Source organism: Pseudomonas sp. NPDC089395, from assembly GCF_044749525.1.
GTDB lineage: Bacteria > Pseudomonadota > Gammaproteobacteria > Pseudomonadales > Pseudomonadaceae > Aquipseudomonas.
This window is the reverse complement of the sequence record NZ_JBIVID010000003.1, coordinates 155022-173103: the sequence shown is the minus strand read 5'-3', so window position 1 is coordinate 173103 and position 18082 is coordinate 155022. Positions and strand designations below refer to the sequence as shown.

The following is an 18082-nucleotide window of genomic DNA, read 5'->3' as shown; positions in this document are numbered from 1 at the left end:
GTGGATGTCTGGCCAATGATGGTGGCCATATGGCATCATCGAAATCAAAAAAGTATTCGAGAGGGTGAGGCACACACTTAAATCCGCAGCGCATCAAGATGCCTGGCATCCCCCGCTCTTGACGCTCTGCACGCCACCGTCAAGGAGCATTTCCATGCAGTTACGGAACATGAAGATCGGTATTCGCGCTGCCAGCGTATTCGCCCTGTTGGGCACCCTGGTCCTGTTCATGGGCCTGCTCGCACTCTACGAAACCCGGCAGATGGACAAGGCCACGGACCAGATCCGCGTCACCTGGATGCCTGCCGTGGTCGCCCTCAGTGACATCAGCAGCAACCTCGGCCGCGCCCGCGCGGTCACCCTGCGCGCCGCGCTGTCTGATAGCCCCACCGAACAGGCACGCAACGTCGAACTGCTCAAGAGCATCAATTCCCAGCTCGACGGTGACCTCAAGCACTATGAGAGCACCATCATCGCCGCCGACGACCGCGCCCTGTACAACGCCTTCTATGCCGCTCACCATCAGTACCGCGACCTTCAGGCGCGGGTACTGCAGGACATCCTCGCCGGGCGCATGACCGAAGCCAAGCAGCAGATCAATAGCTCGCTAAGCCAGCATGCGGACGCCATGATGAAGGCCATGGCCGCGCTGATCGTCTATAACGGCAGCGGCGCCGAACAGGCCTCGCAACGCAGCAGCGACGTGGCCGACCAGGCCTTCAACGCCATCATCGGCTCGCTGCTGGTGATCATCCTCGCCCTGACCACCATTGCTACCCTGCTCACCCGCAGCATCGTCGTACCGCTGGCCGATGCAGTGGCCGTGGCCGAACGTGTGGCCACCGGCGATCTGACCCAGGACATCCAGGTCACTGGCCGCGACGAACCCGCCATGCTGCTGCGGGCATTGGGCCGCATGCAGGCCAGCCTGCGTGACACCATCCGCAAGATCGCTGCCTCCTCCGACCAGCTGGCCTCGGCCTCGGAAGAGCTGCACACCGTCACCGAGGACACCAGCCGCGGCCTGCACCAGCAAAGCGCGGAAATCGACCAGGCGGCCACCGCCGTCAACCAGATGACGGTTGCCGTGGAAGAAGTGGCGAGCAACGCGGTGAGCACCGCCGACGCCTCCCAGGGCGCCGACCGCACTACCCGTGACGGACGCGACCAGGTCAACCAGGCGCTGGCCTCGCTGCAGCACCTGGTGGCGGATGTGACCGGCACCTCTGCCGAGATCGAACAGCTGGCCACCAACGCCAACGAGATCAGCCGCGTGCTCGACGTGATCGGCGCAATTGCCGGGCAGACCAACCTGCTGGCACTCAATGCCGCCATCGAGGCCGCACGTGCTGGCGAGGCAGGCCGTGGCTTTGCCGTGGTCGCCGACGAGGTGCGCGCCCTCGCCCACCGTACCCAGCAGTCCACGGCGGAGATCGAGCAGATGATCGCCGGGATCCAGAACGGCACCGGGCGTGCAGTGACAGCCATGCAAAGCAGCCAGGGGCGTGCCACGGGGACGCTGGCAGTGGCTGAGGGTGCGGGGCAGGCGTTGGAGGTGATTGCCGAGGCGATTGCCTCGATCAACCAGCGCAACCTGGTGATTGCCAGTGCTTCGGAGGAGCAGGCGCAGGTGGCGCGGGAGGTGGATCGCAACCTGGTGAATATTCGCGACCTGGCGATGCAGACTTCGGCGGGGGCCAATCAGACCAGTGCGGCGGCGCAGGATCTGTCGCGGTTGGCGGTGGATTTGAACGGCATGGTGGCGCAGTTCAAGGTTTGATCTGAAACAGCTGGGGCCGCTTTGCGGCCCTTTCGCGACACAAGGCCGCTCCTACAACGATCACGCGATCTCCTGTAGGAGCGGCCTTGCGTCGCGAAAGGGCTGCGAAGCAGCCCCAAGTTACGATTGTCAGTCATTGACGCTGACAGCCCGCACAACCATCTCAGCCTTGCCCCGCGTAGCCAGGCAGTAATACAGCGGCACCGTCACGATCAAGCCGAACAACCACGACAAGTCCGCCCCTTCGACAATGTTCGAATACGGCCCCACATACAGCGCCGTATTGGCAAACGGCAGCTGCACCAGGATCCCGCACGCGTAGGCGATGATCGCGTGGTGGTTGAAGCGCCCATAGATCCCGCCATCCGCCTGGAAGATCGAGGCAATGTCGTACTGCCCCTTCTTGATCAGGTAGAAATCGATCAAGTTGATCGAAGCCCACGGCACCAGCACCAGCAGCAGCGCCAGAATCAGGCCGATGAACTGGCCGATGAAGTCCGCCGAGGCATTCAACGCCACCATGGCGCAAGCCATCAGGATCACCGAAGCCAGGATCACCCGCACCTTGATGCTGGGCGTCCACTGGGCGACGAAGGTCTGGATCGCAGTGACGATCGACAGCACCGCGCCGTACAGGTTGAGGGCGTTGTGGCTGATGATGTTGAGCAGGAACAGCACCATCAGGATCGGCCCCAACCAGCCGGTGGCCTGCTTGACCGCGTCCATCGCGTCAGTGCCTTGCGGCACGCACAGCACCGCCACCGCACCGAAGCTGAAGCACAGGATGGTGCCTAGGGTCGCGCCGAAGTAGGTGGCCCAGAACGGCTTGGCGATGCCCACTTCCTTGGGCAGGTAACGGGAGTAGTCGGAGGTGTACGGCGAGAAGCTGATCTGCCAGATCGTGCCCAGCGACACGGTGGCGATGAAGCCCGACAGGTTGAACGCGCCCCGGCTGAAGAAGTCGGCGGGCAGGTCCTGAACGAACATCATGATGAAGCCGGCCAACAACGCCGAGCCCATCACCCAGGTCCCGATGCGGTTGAGGATATGGATGAAGCGGTAACCGATCACACCAATGGCCGTGGCGCTCAGGGCACCGATGACGATAGCGCCCGGCATCGGCACGCTTGGCGCGATGCCATGGATGGTCTTGCCCGCCAGGACAATGTTGGAAATGAAGAAGCCGACGTAGATCAGCGCCGTGAAGAACACAATCAGCAGCGCGCCATAGCGGCCGAACTGGCCACGGCTCTGGACCATCTGCGGAATGCCCAGCTGCGGTCCCTGCGCAGAGGCCAGGGCGATGACCACGCCCCCCAGAAGATGACCCAGCACGATGGCGATCAGGCCCCACAACAGGTTCAGGTGGAACACCTGCACCACCATGGCGCCGGTGACGATGGGCAGTGGCGCGATGTTGGTACTGAACCAGAGGGTGAACAGGTCGCGCGCCTTCCCATGGCGCTCGGCAGGTGGAACGTAATCGACCGTGTGATTCTCGACAAACTGGTGTTGCGATGACGGTTGGGACATGGTTTTCAGCTCGAAAGGTCGTTTTTATCTTTGTAAGGAAACCGCATCAAGGCGGCCTCTCAGCTGCGGACCATATTATGGTATTCCAAGCTTTTGACAACACTGCTGCGGTCTAAAAATCTGTAACTGATCCGGTTCAGCAGCCGGTGCCAAAGCCTTGTGCATTGGTCAAAGCCCCTGTTCATGCGGCTTTGCGCCATTCATCGTGAATGTGCGGCGTTGCGAAATTCCGCTTGCAAATCGAGTATTACGGTATACCATCAGACACATCAACGATAAAAACCGCGGACCACCGCAGCCCTTTCGAGGTACTCGCCATGATCGACGCAACCGTCTACAAGAACGTCCTGGGTTCCTTCCCGTCGGGCGTCACCGTCATCACTACCCTGGACGACGACGGCTCGATCGTCGGCCTCACCGCCAGCGCCTTTTCCTCCCTGTCGATGGACCCGCCGCTGGTGCTGTTCTGCCCCAACTACAGCTCCGACTCCTACCCGGTGCTGATCAAGAACAAGCGCTTCGCCATCCACCTGCTGTCTGGCGAGCAACAGGCCGAAGCCTATGCCTTCGCGAAAAAAGGCAAGGACAAGGCCGCCGGCATCGAGTGGACCCTGAGCGAACTGGGCAATCCTATCCTGGCCGGCGCCACTGCCGTGATCGAATGCGAACTGTGGCGCGAGTATGAAGGTGGCGACCACGCCATCATGGTCGGCAAGGTGCACAACCTGATCGTCCCCGAGCAAGCGCCACGGCCAATGGTGTACTGCCGCGGCAAGATGGCCAGCCTGCCCGCCTTCGCCTGAGACGCCTATCGTTATCACTGACGCCTGGCGCGCCAGGCGAGACTTCCAAGCTCCGAGGAAAGCCCCATGAAATTTTCGTTGTTCGTGCACATGGAACGTTGGGATGAACAGGTCAGCCACCGCCAGCTGTTCGAAGACCTGACCGAACTGACCCTGATGGCCGAGAACGGCGGTTTCAGCACCGTGTGGATCGGCGAACACCACGCCATGGAATACACCATTTCGCCAAGCCCGATGCCGCTGCTGGCCTACCTGGCCGCCCGCACCGAGAAGATCCGCCTGGGCGCGGGCACCATCATCGCGCCATTCTGGAACCCGATCCGCGTGGCCGGCGAATGCGCCCTGCTCGACGTGATCAGCAACGGCCGCATGGAAGTGGGCCTGGCCCGCGGCGCCTACCAGTTCGAGTTCGACCGCATGGCCAATGGCATGCCGGCCACCGACGGCGGCAAGGCCCTGCGCGAGATGGTCCCGGCGGTGCGCGAGCTGTGGCAAGGCGACTACGCCCACGAAGGCGAAGTCTACAAGTTCCCGACCTCCACCAGCGTGCCGAAACCGGTGCAAAAAGGCATGCCACCGATGTGGATCGCCGCCCGTGACCCGGACTCGCACAACTTCGCGGTCAAGAACGGCTGCAACGTCATGGTCACCCCGCTGATGAAGGGTGATGAGGAAGTGCTGGACCTGAAGAACAAGTTCCAGGCTGCCTTGGACAACAACCCCGAGGTACCACGCCCGCAACTGATGGTGCTGCGCCACACCCACGTGCACAGCCCGGCCGATCCGGAAGGCTGGAAAGTCGGTGCTCAGGCCATCTCGCGCTTCTACCGCACCTTCGACGCCTGGTTCGGCAACAAGACCACGCCGGTCAATGGATTCCTCGAGCCAAGCCCGGAATCCAAGTTCGCCGAGGTGCCGGCCTTCGCGCTGGAGAACATCCGCAAGAACACCATGATCGGCACCCCCGAAGAGATCATCGCGCGCATCAAGTACTACCAGGAACTGGGCGTCGATGAGTTCAGCTTCTGGTGCGACAACAGCCTGCCCCACGCCGAGAAGAAGAAGTCGCTGGAGCTGTTCATCAAGGAAGTGGTGCCGGCGTTCGCCTGAATTCCCATTGCCTGAAATAGTTGCGGGATCAGCCCGCTCCCGGGGCCCTTGTGGCTTTCGCGAGCGGGCGTTTTTTTGAGATTTGCTTAAGCAGTACGGGCCCTATCGCCGGCAAGCCGGCTCCCACAGGTACTCCACTGCACTCCTGTGGGAACCGGCTTGCCGGCGATAGGGCCGGTACAGACAGCCCATGAATCAAGGCATCAGCCCACCTTTCGTCCCCCCCGCCCGAGAAATTTCAAAGCACCTCTTGCACAACAAATATTATGGTATACCATCAGACAACAAGAGCTGATAACCCTCACCAGGAGCCCCCCCCATGAGTTTCGAAATCCGCAAGATCGTCACCTACTCCGAAGAGACCCGCATCGAAGGCGGCAAGGCCACCGACAAGCCGGTGACCATGGTCGGCCTGGCCGTCGTGATCAAGAACCCATGGGCCGGTCGCGGTTTCGTCGAAGACCTCAAGCCGGAAATCCGTGCCAACTGTTCCGAGCTGGGTGCCCTGATGGTCGAGCGCCTGACCGCCGCCATCGGCGGTGCCGACAAGATCGAAGCCTATGGCAAGGCCGCCGTGGTCGGTGCCGACGGTGAGATCGAGCACGCCTCCGCCGTGATCCACACCCTGCGCTTCGGCAACCACTACCGCGAAGCGGTGCAGGCCAAGAGCTACCTGAGCTTCACCAACAAGCGCGGCGGCCCAGGCACCTCGATCCAGATCCCGATGATGCAGAAGGACGACGAAGGCCTGCGCTCGCACTACATCACCCTGGAAATGCAGATCGAAGACGCCCCGCGTGCCGACGAGATCGTCGTGGTCCTTGGTGCCGCCGACGGCGGCCGTCTGCACCCGCGCATCGGTAACCGCTACATCGACCTGGAAGAACTGGCTGCCGAAAAAGCCAACGCTCAATAACAACAAACCAGACGGGCCGGGGCGTGGCGTGCATGCGCCACGCCCGACCTTCAAGGAGCGCCCTCCATGATTCAGCCTGTCGCTGAACGTACACCGGCCGGCACCAGTTACCTGGTACAAGGCCAGGGCCAACCCGTGGTGCTGATCCACGGCGTGGGCCTGAACAAGGAAATGTGGGGCGGGCAGTTCGTGGGCCTGGCCAACGACTACCGCGTCATCGCCTACGACATGCTCGGCCACGGCCAGAGCGCCCTGCCCCCGGCCGAGATCGGCCTGGAAGGCTATGCCGCCCAACTGGCCGAACTGCTCGACCACCTGCAGATCCCCCAGGCCACTGTGATCGGTTTCTCCATGGGGGGCCTGGTCGCCCGCGCCTTTGCCCTGGAATACCCGCAGCGCCTGTCTGCGCTGGTGGTGCTCAACAGCGTGTTCAACCGCACCCCCGAGCAGAGCGCCGGGGTCATCGCCCGCGCTGCCCAGGCTGCGCAGTTGGGCCCCGACGCCAACGTCGATGCCGCGCTCGACCGCTGGTTCAGCCGTGAATACAAGGCCGCCAACCCGGCGCAGGTCGCCGCGATTCGCCAAGTGCTGGCGAGCAACGACCCGCAGGGCTACCACACCACCTACTCACTGTTCGCCACCCAGGACATGTATCGCGCAGCCGACCTGGGCAGCATCCAGGTGCCGACGCTGATCGCCACCGGCGAACTCGACGCAGGCTCTACCCCGGCCATGACCCGCCAGCTCGCCGCCAGCATTCCAGGCGCGCAAAGCGTGGTCCTCGCCGAGCAACGGCATATGATGCCGGTAGAGGCACCACGGGAAGTCAACAAGATGCTCCTGGACTTCCTCAGCCAAGCCCGCACCCTCACCGAATCCGCCAAGGGGATTGTTGCATGACCCTCGTTCGTTTCCAGATGTGCATCGACGGCCAATGGCGCGATGCCCAGAGCGGCAAGACCTTCGACAGCCTCAACCCGGCCACCGCCCAGGCCTGGGCGCAACTGCCCGACGCCGACGAAGCCGATGTCGAGCTGGCCGTGCAGGCCGCCCAGCGCGCCTTCGACAGCAAAGAATGGCGCAGCATCACCGCCACCGCGCGCGGCAAACTGCTGCGCCGCCTGGGTGACCTGATCGCCGAGAACAAGGAACACCTGGCCCAGCTGGAAAGCCGCGACAACGGCAAGCTGATCCGCGAAACCCGCGGCCAGGTCGGCTACCTGCCGGAGTTCTTCCACTACACCGCGGGCCTGGCCGACAAGCTCGAAGGCGGTACCCTGCCGCTGGACAAGCCGGACCTGTTCGCCTACACCGTGCACGAGCCGATCGGCGTGGTGGCCGGGATCATCCCGTGGAACAGTCCGCTGTACCTGACCGCGATCAAGCTGGCCCCGGCCCTGGCCGCGGGCAACACCATCGTGCTCAAGCCTTCCGAGCATGCCTCGGCGACCATCCTCGAACTGGCCCGCCTGGCCCATGAAGCCGGCTTCCCGCCGGGTGTGGTCAACGTGGTCACCGGGTATGGCCCAAGCACGGGCGCTGCGCTGACCCGCCACCCGCTGGTGCGCAAGATCGCCTTTACCGGCGGCGCCGCCACTGCCCGCCATGTAGTGCGCAGCAGTGCCGAGAACTTCGCCAAGCTATCGCTGGAACTGGGTGGCAAGTCGCCGAACATCATCTTCGCCGACGCCGACCTGGACAGCGCCATCAACGGCGCCGTGGCCGGCATCTATGCAGCCTCCGGCCAGAGCTGCGTGGCCGGTTCGCGGCTGCTGGTGCAGGACGAGATCTTCGACGAATTCGTCGAGCGCCTGATCGCCCGTGCCAAGCGCATCCGCATCGGCAGCCCGCAGGATGACGCCAGCGAAATGGGCCCGATGGCCACCGCGCAACAGCTGGCCGTGGTCGAAGGCCTGGTGGCGGCGGCCAAGGCCGAAGGCGCCAAGCTGCACATGGGCGGCAAGCGTGCCGAGGTCGAGGGTGACGGCTGGTTCTACGAACCGACCCTGTTCGAATGCGACAGCAATTCGATGACCATCATGCAGGAAGAAGTGTTCGGCCCGGTCGCCGCGGTGATCCGCTTCAAGACCGAGGAAGAAGCCCTGGCGATGGCCAACGACTCGCAGTTCGGCCTCGCCGCCGGCATCTGGACCCGCGACCTGGGCCGTGCCCACCGCCTGGCCCGCGACGTGCGTTCGGGGATCATCTGGGTCAACACCTACCGCGCGGTGTCGGCCATGGCGCCGATCGGCGGCTTCAAGAACAGCGGCTACGGCCGTGAAAGCGGCATCGATTCGGTGCTGGCCTATACCGAGCTGAAGACCGTGTGGATCAACCTGTCCACCGCGCCGATGCCCGACCCGTTCGTGATGCGCTAGGAGGAAAACTCGATGATCGAACCTGGCATCTACAAAGACGTGATGGGCTCCTTCCCGTCTGGCGTCACGGTGGTCACCACCCTGGACGCCGACGGCGGCATCGTCGGTATCACTGCCAGCGCGTTCAGCGCGCTGTCGATCGAACCGGCGCTGGTGCTGTTCTGCCCCAACTACGCCTCCGACACCTACCCGATCCTGCGCGACAGCAAGCAGTTCGCCATCCACCTGCTGTCCGCCGACCAGACCGCCGAGGCCTATGCCTTTGCTGGCAAGGGCAAGGACAAGGCCAAGGGCATCGACTGGCACCTGAGCGAGCTGGGCAACCCGTTGCTGGCCAAGGCCACGGCGATCATCGAGTGCGAACTGTGGCGCGAGTACGACGGCGGTGACCACGCGATCATCGTTGGCGCGGTGATGAACCTGGTGCTGCCGGAGCAGGCGGTGACGCCGATGGTCTACCACAAGGGCAAACTGGGTGCCTTGCCGCCGCTGGGTTGATGGTCAGGAGGCTGGGGCCGCTGCGCGGCCCTTTCGCGACACAAGGCCGCTCCTACAGGAGACCGCGATCGCTGTAGGAGCGGCCTTGTGTCGCGAAAGGGCTGCAAAGCAGCCCCAGGTTCCAACCCCCCCCCTTTTTAGGGGCCGCGCTATCCCTCACCACTCGGTTGCGGCCCCTGTTTTCATTCGGAGCGAAGCAATGAGCAACGAAAAGTACCAGAAAGGCCTGCAGATCCGCACCCAGGTGCTGGGCGAGGACTATGTCAACCGCTCCATCCAGAACGCCGACGACTTCACCAAGCCCCTGCAGGAGCTGGTCACCGAGTACTGCTGGGGCCACGTCTGGGGCCGCGAAGGCTTGTCGCTCAAAGAGCGCAGCATGATAAACTTGGCCATGATTTCCGCGCTCAACCGGCCCCACGAGCTCAAGCTGCACATACGCGGCGCATTGCGCAATGGCCTGAGCCGTGAACAGATTCGCGAGATCCTGCTCCAAGTCGGCATTTATTGCGGCGTGCCCGCGGCGGTGGACAGTTTCCGCCTGGCCCGCGAAGCGTTCGCCGAAGCCGATGCGGAGTCAACCCGTTAACAACGGGCTGTTCGAACCACTGCAAGGAATGCCTCGGTTCGGGGTATTCCGTGATGTTGGCGCAACAGCCTCATAAAGAGCGCACCTGATGAAACGCCAGCCACTCGACGACAGCTTCAAGGTCAACCGCAACCCCGTTACCCTGCGTGAAATCGTGCTCGACAAGCTGCGTGGCGCGATCATGAACTTCCACCTGCTCCCGGGCGACCGCCTGGTCGAGCGCGACCTCTGCGACCGCCTCGGGGTCAGCCGCACCTCGGTGCGCGAAGCCCTGCGCCACCTGGAGTCCGAAGGGCTGGTGGAATTCGCCGACGCCAAGGGCCCGCGCGTGGCCATCATCACCCTGGAAGATGCCCGCGACATCTACGAGCTGCGCTGCGTGCTCGAAGGCCTGATCGTGCAGCTGTTCACGCTCAACGCCAAGGCCAAGGACATCCGCGCCCTGGAGCGTGCGCTGGAGGTCAACCGCGAGGCGCTCGAGGAAGGCGAACTGCAACAGGTGCTGGATTCGGTGCAAGGTTTCTACGACGTGCTCCTGGAAGGCTCCGGCAACCAGGTGGCGGCGCAGCAGCTGCGCCAGCTGCAGGCGCGCATCAGCTACCTGCGCGCCACCTCGGTGTCGCAGGAAAACCGCCGCGGCGCCAGCAACCTTGAAATGGAAAAGATCGTCGAGGCGATCAAGGGCGGCGACCCGCTGGCCGCCCACCAGGCCTCGGTCGATCACGTCCGCGCTGCCGCCAAGGTGGCCCTGGACTACCTGCGACAGAAGCAGGACGACAACACCAAGGTGCGCGACATCGTCGAGCCCCTGGCCCTCAAGGAGCCACGCATACAACCCCGCACAGGCCGCTGACCATGCCCACCGCCCCGCGCTACTGCCCGCACTGCACCATGGAACTGGCCCGGGGCGTTCCCACAGGCGACACCCACGAACGCCTGCACTGCACCGGCTGCGGCTACGTCCACTACCTCAACCCGAAGATCATCGCTGGCTGCATCATCGAACGCGATGGCAAGTACCTGTTGTGCCAGCGTGCGATCCCACCGCGCCCCGGCACCTGGACCTTGCCGGCCGGGTTCATGGAGGCCGGCGAGACCACCGAGCAGGCGGCATTGCGCGAGGTGTGGGAAGAGAGTGGCGTGCGTGGCGAAATCGTCTCGCCGTATTCGATCTTCAGCGTGCCGACAATCTCCGAGGTGTACATCATCTTCCGCGCCATCGCGACCGAAGAGACCGGGCAGTATGGGCCGGAGACGCTGGCCTACAAGTTCTTCGAGCCGGACGAGATTCCCTGGGAAGAGATCTACTACCCGGCCATCCGGCAGATTCTCGAGCGCTACATCCTTGAGCGCCAGGCGGGGGTTTACGGGATCTACATGGGCAATGACGATACCGGCAAGGTGCATTTCATTCGCTGAGCCTTGTCCCGCGAAAGGGCCAGCGCTGACTAGAACCCTGCCAGCAACCGCGCCACACTCTGCGCCAATTCTGAGCGCCGGTACGGTTTGCGCAGCACCTCGAAGCCCTTGAGTTCCTTGGGTGTCAGGTTGGCGTAGCCGGTGATGATCAGCACCGGCAGGTCGGCCTGGCGCTCGCGCAGCTGCTGGGCAAAACGCACCCCGGTCATATCGGCCATGACGTGATCGGTCACCAAAACATCGGGCATCCAACCCTGCTCCACCAGCTGCAACGCTGCCGCAGCGCTGGCGGCTTCGGTCACTTCGTAGCCCAGATCGTTCAACTGCAAGGCCGTGGCATGGCGCACGATTTCCTCATCGTCCACCAGCAACACCCGGGCCGCACGGGCAGCCAAAGGCACGTCGATGATCTCACTGTCTCGGCCAACCGCCGCGACATCGCTGATCGGCAGCCACAACGTGGCTACCGTCCCCTCCCCCTGTCGCGAGCGAATTTCGAAGGCCCCACCCGACTGCACCGCCAGCCCCTGGACCATCGGCAGGCCAAGGCCCGTGCCCTTGCCCACGCCCTTGGTGGAATAGAACGGCTCAATGCAGCGGCGCAGCTGTTCTTCGCTCATGCCGCTGCCACTGTCGCGGATCTGCAACCAGACCCGCTGTGCGCCAGCCTCCCCAGCAGGGGTCTGCGGGTCATCGGGATCGAGCCCGGCAGCGATACGGAGGGCACCGCCGTCGAGCATGGCGTCGCGAGCATTGACCACCAGGTTGAGCAGGGCCAGCTCCAGCTGATGCGGATCGACCACCACCGCGGGCAGTGTCGGGTCGATCTGCACCTGCACGGCGATGGTCGGCCCCAGCGAGCGGGCCATCAGCTCGCGCATGTCCTCCACCAGCGCGGCCAGCGACACGGCCTGCGGCTTGAGGGTCTGCCGGCGGGCGAAACTGAGCAAGCGCCCGACCAGGTTGCGCGCCCGCTCCGCGGCCTGCAGGCCGCCGTCGATCAGGCGCGGAGCCCGCTCGGACTGCGGGTGCCGACGCATCAGCTCGAAGGAGGCGATGATCGGCGTGAGCATGTTGTTGAGGTCATGGGCAATGCCACCGGTCAATTGCCCGATCATTTCCAGCTTGTGCGCTTCGTGCAGCTGCAGCATCGCTGCTTCGCGCTCTGCCAGCACCGCCGCGACGCGCTCTTCCAGGCTTTCGTTGAGCAGGTGCAAGGCACGTTCCGCGCGGGCATGGATAATGGCCGCCCAGGCTTGCTTGGCGGCGTCCTCCACCAGCTGAGATTCGTCTTCGAAGCAGTGCCGTGGGTTGCGAAAGTGCACGCCAAGCACCGCCTCCAGGCGACCGCCACGTAGCACCGGGACATGCAGCGTGGCGCACTGGCCGCTCAGCGGCGTCGACACGCTGTCATAAGCCTGTTGCACCACCCGGCCCGCCTCCAGTTGCTCGCGCAACGTTGCGCCGAACGTCGCGTAGCAGTGCTGGCCGACCAACGATGGCACGCCGTCGGCCCAGTCATGGGCGACCTTGAAGCCTGCGCCATCGCCTTGGTCTTCGCCGAAATAGACCTGCGCCGCCCCCAGGTGTTGGCCCAGGCGACTGACGGCATAGGCCTCGATACGCTCTGCCTCGCCCAGCCCCGCCAAAGACCGACTCAGCTCCAGCAGAAACGCCTGACGCTGCTGGAAGCGCACCCGTTCGGTGGTCTCGGTGACCAGGCACAGCACCCCGCCGACGCTGCCATCGGCCTCGCGCACGGCGGAGTAGGACACGTCGAAGTACACGGTTTCACCCAGGCCACGGCGTTCTATATAGAAGGGGCGATCCTTGGCCGAAAAGGTCTGGCCGGTTTCCCGCACCCCGCGCAGCAGGGGTTCGAGGTCTTCCCACAGCTCACGCCAGTTTTCTTCACCCGGCCGCCCCAATGCCTGGGGGTGCTTGGTGCCAATGGTCGGTGCATAGGCGTCGTTGTAGAGCGCGGCGTAAGCCGCGCCCCAGAACAGCACGAATTGCGCCTGGGCCGGCAGCAGCGTGGCCATCACTGCCTGCAAGTGCGGTGACCATGTCTCTGGCGGGCCAAGTGGGGAATCGCTCCAGTCCATCGACTGCAGCAGACTGCCGATGGCCCCACCATTGAGCAAAAAGTGCGGTGGCGGGTTATGGGTGTCGTGTTGCTGAAGCACTTTCATGTCTCGGAAGTCCCAGGCACATTGCCATCCATCTGATGGATAGGAGATGTGCGCTCGACGGTTCGTTCCCGAGTTTTTTACCGAATGATCAACGGCGCCCTTCGGCCAGCATGCGCAGGGCCAGGCCGGCCAGCACGGTGCCCATCAGCCAGCGCTGAACCTGCTGCCACAGCGGCCGCCCGGCGAGGAACACGGCGATCGAGCCGGCCATGGTCGCGATCAGTGCATTGACCGTGACGCTGATGGCGATCTGCGTCGAACCCAGCACCAGTGACTGGGTCAGTACGCTGCCGTGGTCCGGCTGAATGAACTGCGGCATCAGCGACAGGTACATGACCGCAATCTTGGGGTTGAGCAAGCTGGTGGCCAGGCCCATGCCAAACAGCCGCCGTGGGCTGTCCGCGGGCAGATCGCGAACCTGGAAAGGCGAACGGCCACCGGGGCGCAGTGCCTGCCAGGCCAGGTACAGCAGATACAGCGCGCCACCGATGCGCAGCACGTCGTAGGCAAAGGGCACCGCCATCATCAGCGCGGTGATGCCCAGCGCGGCGCTGCACATGTAGATGACGAAGCCCAGAGCCACGCCGCCGAGGGAAATCAGCCCCGCCTGGCGGCCCTGGCAAATCGAGCGGGAGATCAGGTAGATCATGTTGGGGCCGGGGGTCAGGACCATGCCCAGGCAGATCAGGGCGAAGGTCAACAGCTGCGCGGTGTCGGGCATGGGGGCGTCCTGCGGGGCGATAAGGTGAGGCGAGTGTATCCGAGGGGTCGGCTGGCGTCTGTAGCGGCCCTATCGCCGGCAAGCCGGCTCCCAGAGGTACTTTGTGGGAGCCGGCTTGCCGGCGATAGGGCCAGTGACTTCAGCCCAGTTGCCCGATGATCAACCCCATGCCTACCAGAATCATCGCCAACCCCGACACCCTGCCCACCAACTTCGCCGCCTCCGGCCGGGTGCTCAACACCGCCTTGGCGCCATAACCCACCAGCGAATAGATCACCAGCGAACTGCACAGGTGCACCAGCCCCAGCAGCACGATCTGCAGCGGCACCGGCCAACTCGACTGCGGGTCGGTGAACTGCGGCAGCAAGGCCAGGATCAGCAAAAACACCTTGGGGTTGAGCCCGCTGACACAAAAGCCCTTGAGCGCCCAGCGCGAACCGGATTCTTCGGCATCGCCCTGCCCCGCTTCAGGCACCGCCGGTTTGAGCAGCAGATTGCCGCCCAGCCACAGGAGGTAGACGGAGCCGGCCAACGTCAGCAGCGTCAACGCCAACGGGTGCCCGGCCAGCAGGCTGCCCACCCCCGCCGCTACCACCAGGGTGGCAAGAAAATGCCCCGACAACATGCCCGCCACCGCCGGCATCACCCAGCGCCCGCGCATGCCCGCCGAGATGGCGTAGGCCCAGTCGGCCCCCGGGGTAATCACGAACAACAACGACACGGCCCAGAACGCCGTCAGCACACTGATTGCCACTTTGAGTCTTCCTTCACAGGTTGGCGGGTGAAGAAAGCGTAAAGATTTCGTCGGAGGATTTTCTTCCGTATATTTCCCCGATACGCACGATTACTGGAAGATTCTCCCCCCATGGACCGCACAGACCGAAAAATCCTTGCCGAGCTGCAAAAAGACGGTCGCCTTTCGGTGACCGAACTGGCCGACCGCGTGGGCCTGAGCCTGTCGCCCTGCCATCGGCGGCTCAAGGCGCTGGAAGAGAGCGGCGCCATCCTCGGCTACCACGCGCGCCTGGCGCCGAGCGCGCTGGGGCTGAACTTTGCCGCGCTGGTGTTCGTCACCCTGCGTGAAGTGACCCGCCAGCCGGTGGCGGATTTCGAAGCGGCCGTCAGCGAGATACCGCAGATCGTCGAGGCGCAGCGGCTGTTTGGCGATCCCGATTACTTGCTGCATGTGGTGGCCAAGGACTTGCCAGCGTTTCAGAAGCTGTATGACGAGCAGTTGACCAGCATTCCCAATGTGAAGCGGTTGAGCTCGACGCTGGTGATGAAGGAAGTGATTCAGGATCGGATCTTGCCCATGTAGATTTTCGGGGCTGCTTACGGCCCTTTCGCGGGGCAAGCCCGCTCCCACAGGTACCTCGCAGGCCTGAGCTCAGCGAGGTACCTGTGGGAGCGGGCTTGCCCCGCGAAAGGGCCGGTACAGGCAACAATTTCACCTGCACCGCAACTGCGCACCCCGCACCAACCCGACACACCCGTTTGAGTTGATCCCCTCTCCAACACCCCAAGCCCGGGCCCTCCAGCCCGATGGCCCGCTTGTTGCTACCACTCGTCCCTTAACCTTTTGTCAGCCTTAGGTTTTTTAACGCTTATGGGCACATATTTACTAATTTCTCCTTCCCCCCGCACCCCGCATCATCGCTCCAACAAGAACGCGTCGCCCTTCGCCGGCACGTACCCGGGCAGCCCCCGTTGCCCAACCTTGCCTTGGAGTCAGTCATGACCAGTGCAGCCAACTCGGCACCCCTCATAGAAAAACACACGATCGGCTACGTGCCCCCGCAAGACCGCCATGGAAAGGTAAGGGATCTGTTCACACTGTGGTTCGGCGGCAACATCGCGCCGCTGCCCATCGTCACCGGCGCGCTGGGCGTGCAGCTGTTTCACCTGAACCTGATATGGGGCATCGTCGCCATCCTGGTCGGGCACCTGGTGGGCGGCGTGCTGATGGCATTGCACTCGGCCCAGGGCCCGCAGATGGGCATCCCGCAGATGATCCAGAGCCGCGCCCAGTTCGGCTCGCTCGGTGCACTGCTGGTAGTCGTGATCGCCGGGGTGATGTACATCGGCTTCTTCGCCTCCAACATCGTGCTGGCCGGCAAATCGCTGCATGGCGTGGTCGACACCGTGCCGGTGCCCGTGGGCATCGTCATCGGCGCGCTGGGCTCGGGGATCATCGGCATCATCGGCTACCGCTTCATCCACGTGCTCAACCGCATCGGCACCTGGGTGCTGGGCATCGGCATCGTGGTCGGCTTCGGCTACATCTTCACCCACGTGCAGAGCGACGACTTCCTGACCCGCGGCAGCTTCAACCTGGCCGGCTGGCTGGCCACCGTGTCGCTGGCGGCGCTGTGGCAGATCGCCTTCGCCCCCTATGTGTCGGACTACTCGCGCTACCTGCCGGCCGACGTGAAAGTCTCGTCGACCTTCTGGACCACCTACCTGGGCTCGGCCCTGGGTTCGAGCCTGTCGTTCATCTTCGGCGCGGTGGCGGTGCTGGCGATTCCCGCCGGCATGGACACCATGGATGCGGTCAAGCTGGCCACCGGCACCCTGGGCCCGATCATGCTGGTGCTGTTCCTGCTCAGCGTGATCAGCCACAACGCCCTCAACCTATATGGCGCAGTGCTGTCGATCATCACCCTGATCCAGACCTTCGCCTACCGCTGGATCCCGACGGCCAAGAGCCGTGCGGTGCTGTCGCTGATCGTGCTGGCGGCCTGCTGCGTGGTGGCGGTGTTCGCTTCGGCGGACTTCATCGGCCACTTCGTCGACATGGTGCTGGTGCTGCTGGTGGTGCTGGTGCCGTGGACGGCGATCAACCTGATCGACTTCTACGTGATCCACAAGGGCGACTACGACATCCAGTCGATCTTCAAGGTCGATGGCGGTATCTACGGACGCTACAACCCGCAGGCGCTGCTTGCCTATGCGGTGGGCATCGTGGTGCAGATCCCGTTCATGAACACGCCGCTGTACGTTGGGCCGATTTCCGAGCATATCAACGGTGCCGACCTGTCGTGGCTGGTGGGGCTGGTCATCACCTCGCCGCTGTACTGGTGGCTGGCGAGCCGTGACAGTGCTTATCGTCGTCGGCAGATGAGCGCCAAGGTGGCTGCTGCTTAAGTAGCTTTGCCTGCCCCGGCCCTATCGCCGGCAAGCCGGCTCCCACAGGGGAAACAGGGGCCTTCGGAGTCAAACCAGGTAGGTCGGCGCCTGACACAGCTCCAGAAACCGTGCTGCCGCCCGCGAAGGCGTGGCAGCATGGGGCAGCAAAATCGAAAAGCGCCGTACCAGCGGCTGCGGCGCAATGCGCACCTGCCGCAACACCCCATCCTCATGGCGGATCGACATCGCCGACACGAAGCCGATCCCCATCCCTGCCCGCACCGCCTCCTTCACCCCTTCCACCCCGGCGATCTCGATCGCCACGCGCATCGCCACGCCGCTGCGGGCGAACGCACGCTCGACCACTTGCCTGACCCCGGAACCGCTCTCACGCAACACCAACGGGTAACGGCCAAGCGCCTCCAGGGTGTGCTGCTCCTCGTTGGCCAACGGGTGGCCGCTGGGCACCACGGCCACGATCTCGTCCTCCCGCCAAGGTGTCACCGCCGTGCCCAAGGGCAGCTCCTGCCCAGGCGGCCCCTCGATCAGGGCGATATCGACGCTGCCCAGGTCGGCGACGATTTCTGCCGTGTTGCCGTGGGAAGTGGTCACCACCACGTCCGGGTAGCGGGCATGGAAATCGGCGATCAGGTAAGGCAGCAGGTAACTGGCCGGCGTCGTACTGGCGCCGATGCGCAAGGTGCCGCGCTCCAGCCCGCGCATGGCCTCGCGCAGTGCCTGAGCCTGGCGGAAGGTATTGCGCAGGCGCTCGGCATGGGCCAGCAACTGTTCGCCTGCAGCGGTAAGGCGCACGCCCCGGCCGGCACGCTGATACAACGGCTCACCGAACGCCTCCTGCAGCAGCTTGAGCTGGCCGGAAACCGCCGGTTGGGAAAGATGCAGGGCCTGGGCCGCATGGCTGATGTTGCCGTGCTCGGCAACGGTGGCGAAAGTTATCAGCTGTTCAGGGGTCATAATTCCAAAATATCAGCGAAACGGATATTTCACATCCTGAAT

At 64.0% G+C, this 18082-nt stretch carries 17 protein-coding genes; 12 read left to right on the top strand and 5 right to left on the bottom strand.

Going from position 1 to position 18082, the window contains the following annotated elements; genetic code table 11:
• Window positions 1-154: 154 nt before the first annotated feature.
• Window positions 155-1780: a methyl-accepting chemotaxis protein gene (locus ACIPZG_RS09210; RefSeq protein ID WP_400712566.1), complete on the top strand. Its 1626-nt coding sequence runs from the start codon at window positions 155-157 to the stop codon at window positions 1778-1780.
• Between the two features lie 129 nt (window positions 1781-1909).
• On the opposite strand, the gene ACIPZG_RS09205 is transcribed toward ACIPZG_RS09210, so the two are convergent.
• Window positions 1910-3313: a purine-cytosine permease family protein gene (locus ACIPZG_RS09205; protein WP_400712563.1), complete on the bottom strand. Its 1404-nt coding sequence runs from the start codon at window positions 3311-3313 to the stop codon at window positions 1910-1912.
• Window positions 3314-3630: 317 nt separating this feature from the next.
• On the opposite strand from ACIPZG_RS09205, the gene ACIPZG_RS09200 reads away from it, so the two are divergent.
• The 9 genes from ACIPZG_RS09200 (at window position 3631) to ACIPZG_RS09160 (ending at window position 11026) form a co-directional block, all read left to right on the top strand.
• On the top strand, window positions 3631-4116 hold the full coding sequence (locus ACIPZG_RS09200; RefSeq protein WP_400712560.1) for a flavin reductase family protein: 486 nt from the start codon (window positions 3631-3633) through the stop codon (window positions 4114-4116).
• A gap of 66 nt (window positions 4117-4182) precedes the next feature.
• Window positions 4183-5226 (top strand): LLM class flavin-dependent oxidoreductase, encoded by a 1044-nt coding sequence (locus tag ACIPZG_RS09195; RefSeq protein WP_400643058.1) that lies wholly within the window; start codon window positions 4183-4185, stop codon window positions 5224-5226.
• A 319-nt stretch (window positions 5227-5545) separates the two neighbouring features.
• Entirely contained in the window at window positions 5546-6142 is a 597-nt protein-coding gene (locus ACIPZG_RS09190; RefSeq protein WP_003256068.1) for an amino acid synthesis family protein, read from the top strand.
• A 66-nt stretch (window positions 6143-6208) separates the two neighbouring features.
• The gene (locus ACIPZG_RS09185) at window positions 6209-7042 is read left to right on the top strand and encodes an alpha/beta fold hydrolase (protein WP_008100857.1); all 834 of its coding nucleotides are present in this window, start codon (window positions 6209-6211) and stop codon (window positions 7040-7042) included.
• On the top strand, window positions 7039-8520 hold the full coding sequence (locus ACIPZG_RS09180; RefSeq protein ID WP_400712557.1) for an aldehyde dehydrogenase: 1482 nt from the start codon (window positions 7039-7041) through the stop codon (window positions 8518-8520). Before ACIPZG_RS09185 ends, ACIPZG_RS09180 begins: the two co-directional genes overlap by 4 nt.
• Window positions 8521-8532: 12 nt before the next feature.
• Window positions 8533-9018 (top strand): flavin reductase family protein, encoded by a 486-nt coding sequence (locus ACIPZG_RS09175; RefSeq protein ID WP_400712554.1) that lies wholly within the window; start codon window positions 8533-8535, stop codon window positions 9016-9018.
• A gap of 199 nt (window positions 9019-9217) precedes the next feature.
• Window positions 9218-9607, top strand: a complete 390-nt coding sequence (locus ACIPZG_RS09170) for a carboxymuconolactone decarboxylase family protein (RefSeq protein ID WP_400712551.1) — start codon at window positions 9218-9220, stop codon at window positions 9605-9607.
• Window positions 9608-9695: 88 nt separating this feature from the next.
• Window positions 9696-10460 carry a GntR family transcriptional regulator gene (locus ACIPZG_RS09165; protein ID WP_400712548.1) on the top strand — a complete coding sequence of 255 codons (765 nt, stop codon included), beginning with the start codon at window positions 9696-9698 and terminating at the stop codon, window positions 10458-10460.
• 2 nt (window positions 10461-10462) lie between these two features.
• On the top strand, window positions 10463-11026 hold the full coding sequence (locus tag ACIPZG_RS09160) for an NUDIX hydrolase (RefSeq protein WP_400712545.1): 564 nt from the start codon (window positions 10463-10465) through the stop codon (window positions 11024-11026).
• A gap of 29 nt (window positions 11027-11055) precedes the next feature.
• Here ACIPZG_RS09160 and ACIPZG_RS09155 read toward each other — a convergent pair whose 3' ends face one another.
• From ACIPZG_RS09155 to ACIPZG_RS09145, 3 genes are all read right to left on the bottom strand, one after another.
• The gene (locus ACIPZG_RS09155) at window positions 11056-13218 is read right to left on the bottom strand and encodes a response regulator (RefSeq protein ID WP_400712542.1); all 2163 of its coding nucleotides are present in this window, start codon (window positions 13216-13218) and stop codon (window positions 11056-11058) included.
• Window positions 13219-13306: 88 nt separating this feature from the next.
• Window positions 13307-13939: a LysE family translocator gene (locus tag ACIPZG_RS09150; protein WP_400643064.1), complete on the bottom strand. Its 633-nt coding sequence runs from the start codon at window positions 13937-13939 to the stop codon at window positions 13307-13309.
• 139 nt (window positions 13940-14078) lie between these two features.
• A complete protein-coding gene (locus tag ACIPZG_RS09145; protein ID WP_400712539.1) occupies window positions 14079-14693 on the bottom strand; it encodes a LysE family translocator in 615 nt (204 codons plus the stop codon).
• Window positions 14694-14804: 111 nt separating this feature from the next.
• Here ACIPZG_RS09145 and ACIPZG_RS09140 point away from each other — a divergent pair, with 111 nt between their 5' ends.
• The gene (locus ACIPZG_RS09140; RefSeq protein ID WP_008093867.1) at window positions 14805-15257 is read left to right on the top strand and encodes an Lrp/AsnC family transcriptional regulator; all 453 of its coding nucleotides are present in this window, start codon (window positions 14805-14807) and stop codon (window positions 15255-15257) included.
• 416 nt (window positions 15258-15673) lie between these two features.
• A complete protein-coding gene (locus tag ACIPZG_RS09135; protein WP_400712536.1) occupies window positions 15674-17083 on the top strand; it encodes a purine-cytosine permease family protein in 1410 nt (469 codons plus the stop codon).
• A gap of 69 nt (window positions 17084-17152) precedes the next feature.
• Here ACIPZG_RS09135 and ACIPZG_RS09130 read toward each other — a convergent pair whose 3' ends face one another.
• A complete protein-coding gene (locus ACIPZG_RS09130; RefSeq protein WP_400712533.1) occupies window positions 17153-18040 on the bottom strand; it encodes a LysR family transcriptional regulator in 888 nt (295 codons plus the stop codon).
• Window positions 18041-18082: the final 42 nt, after the last annotated feature.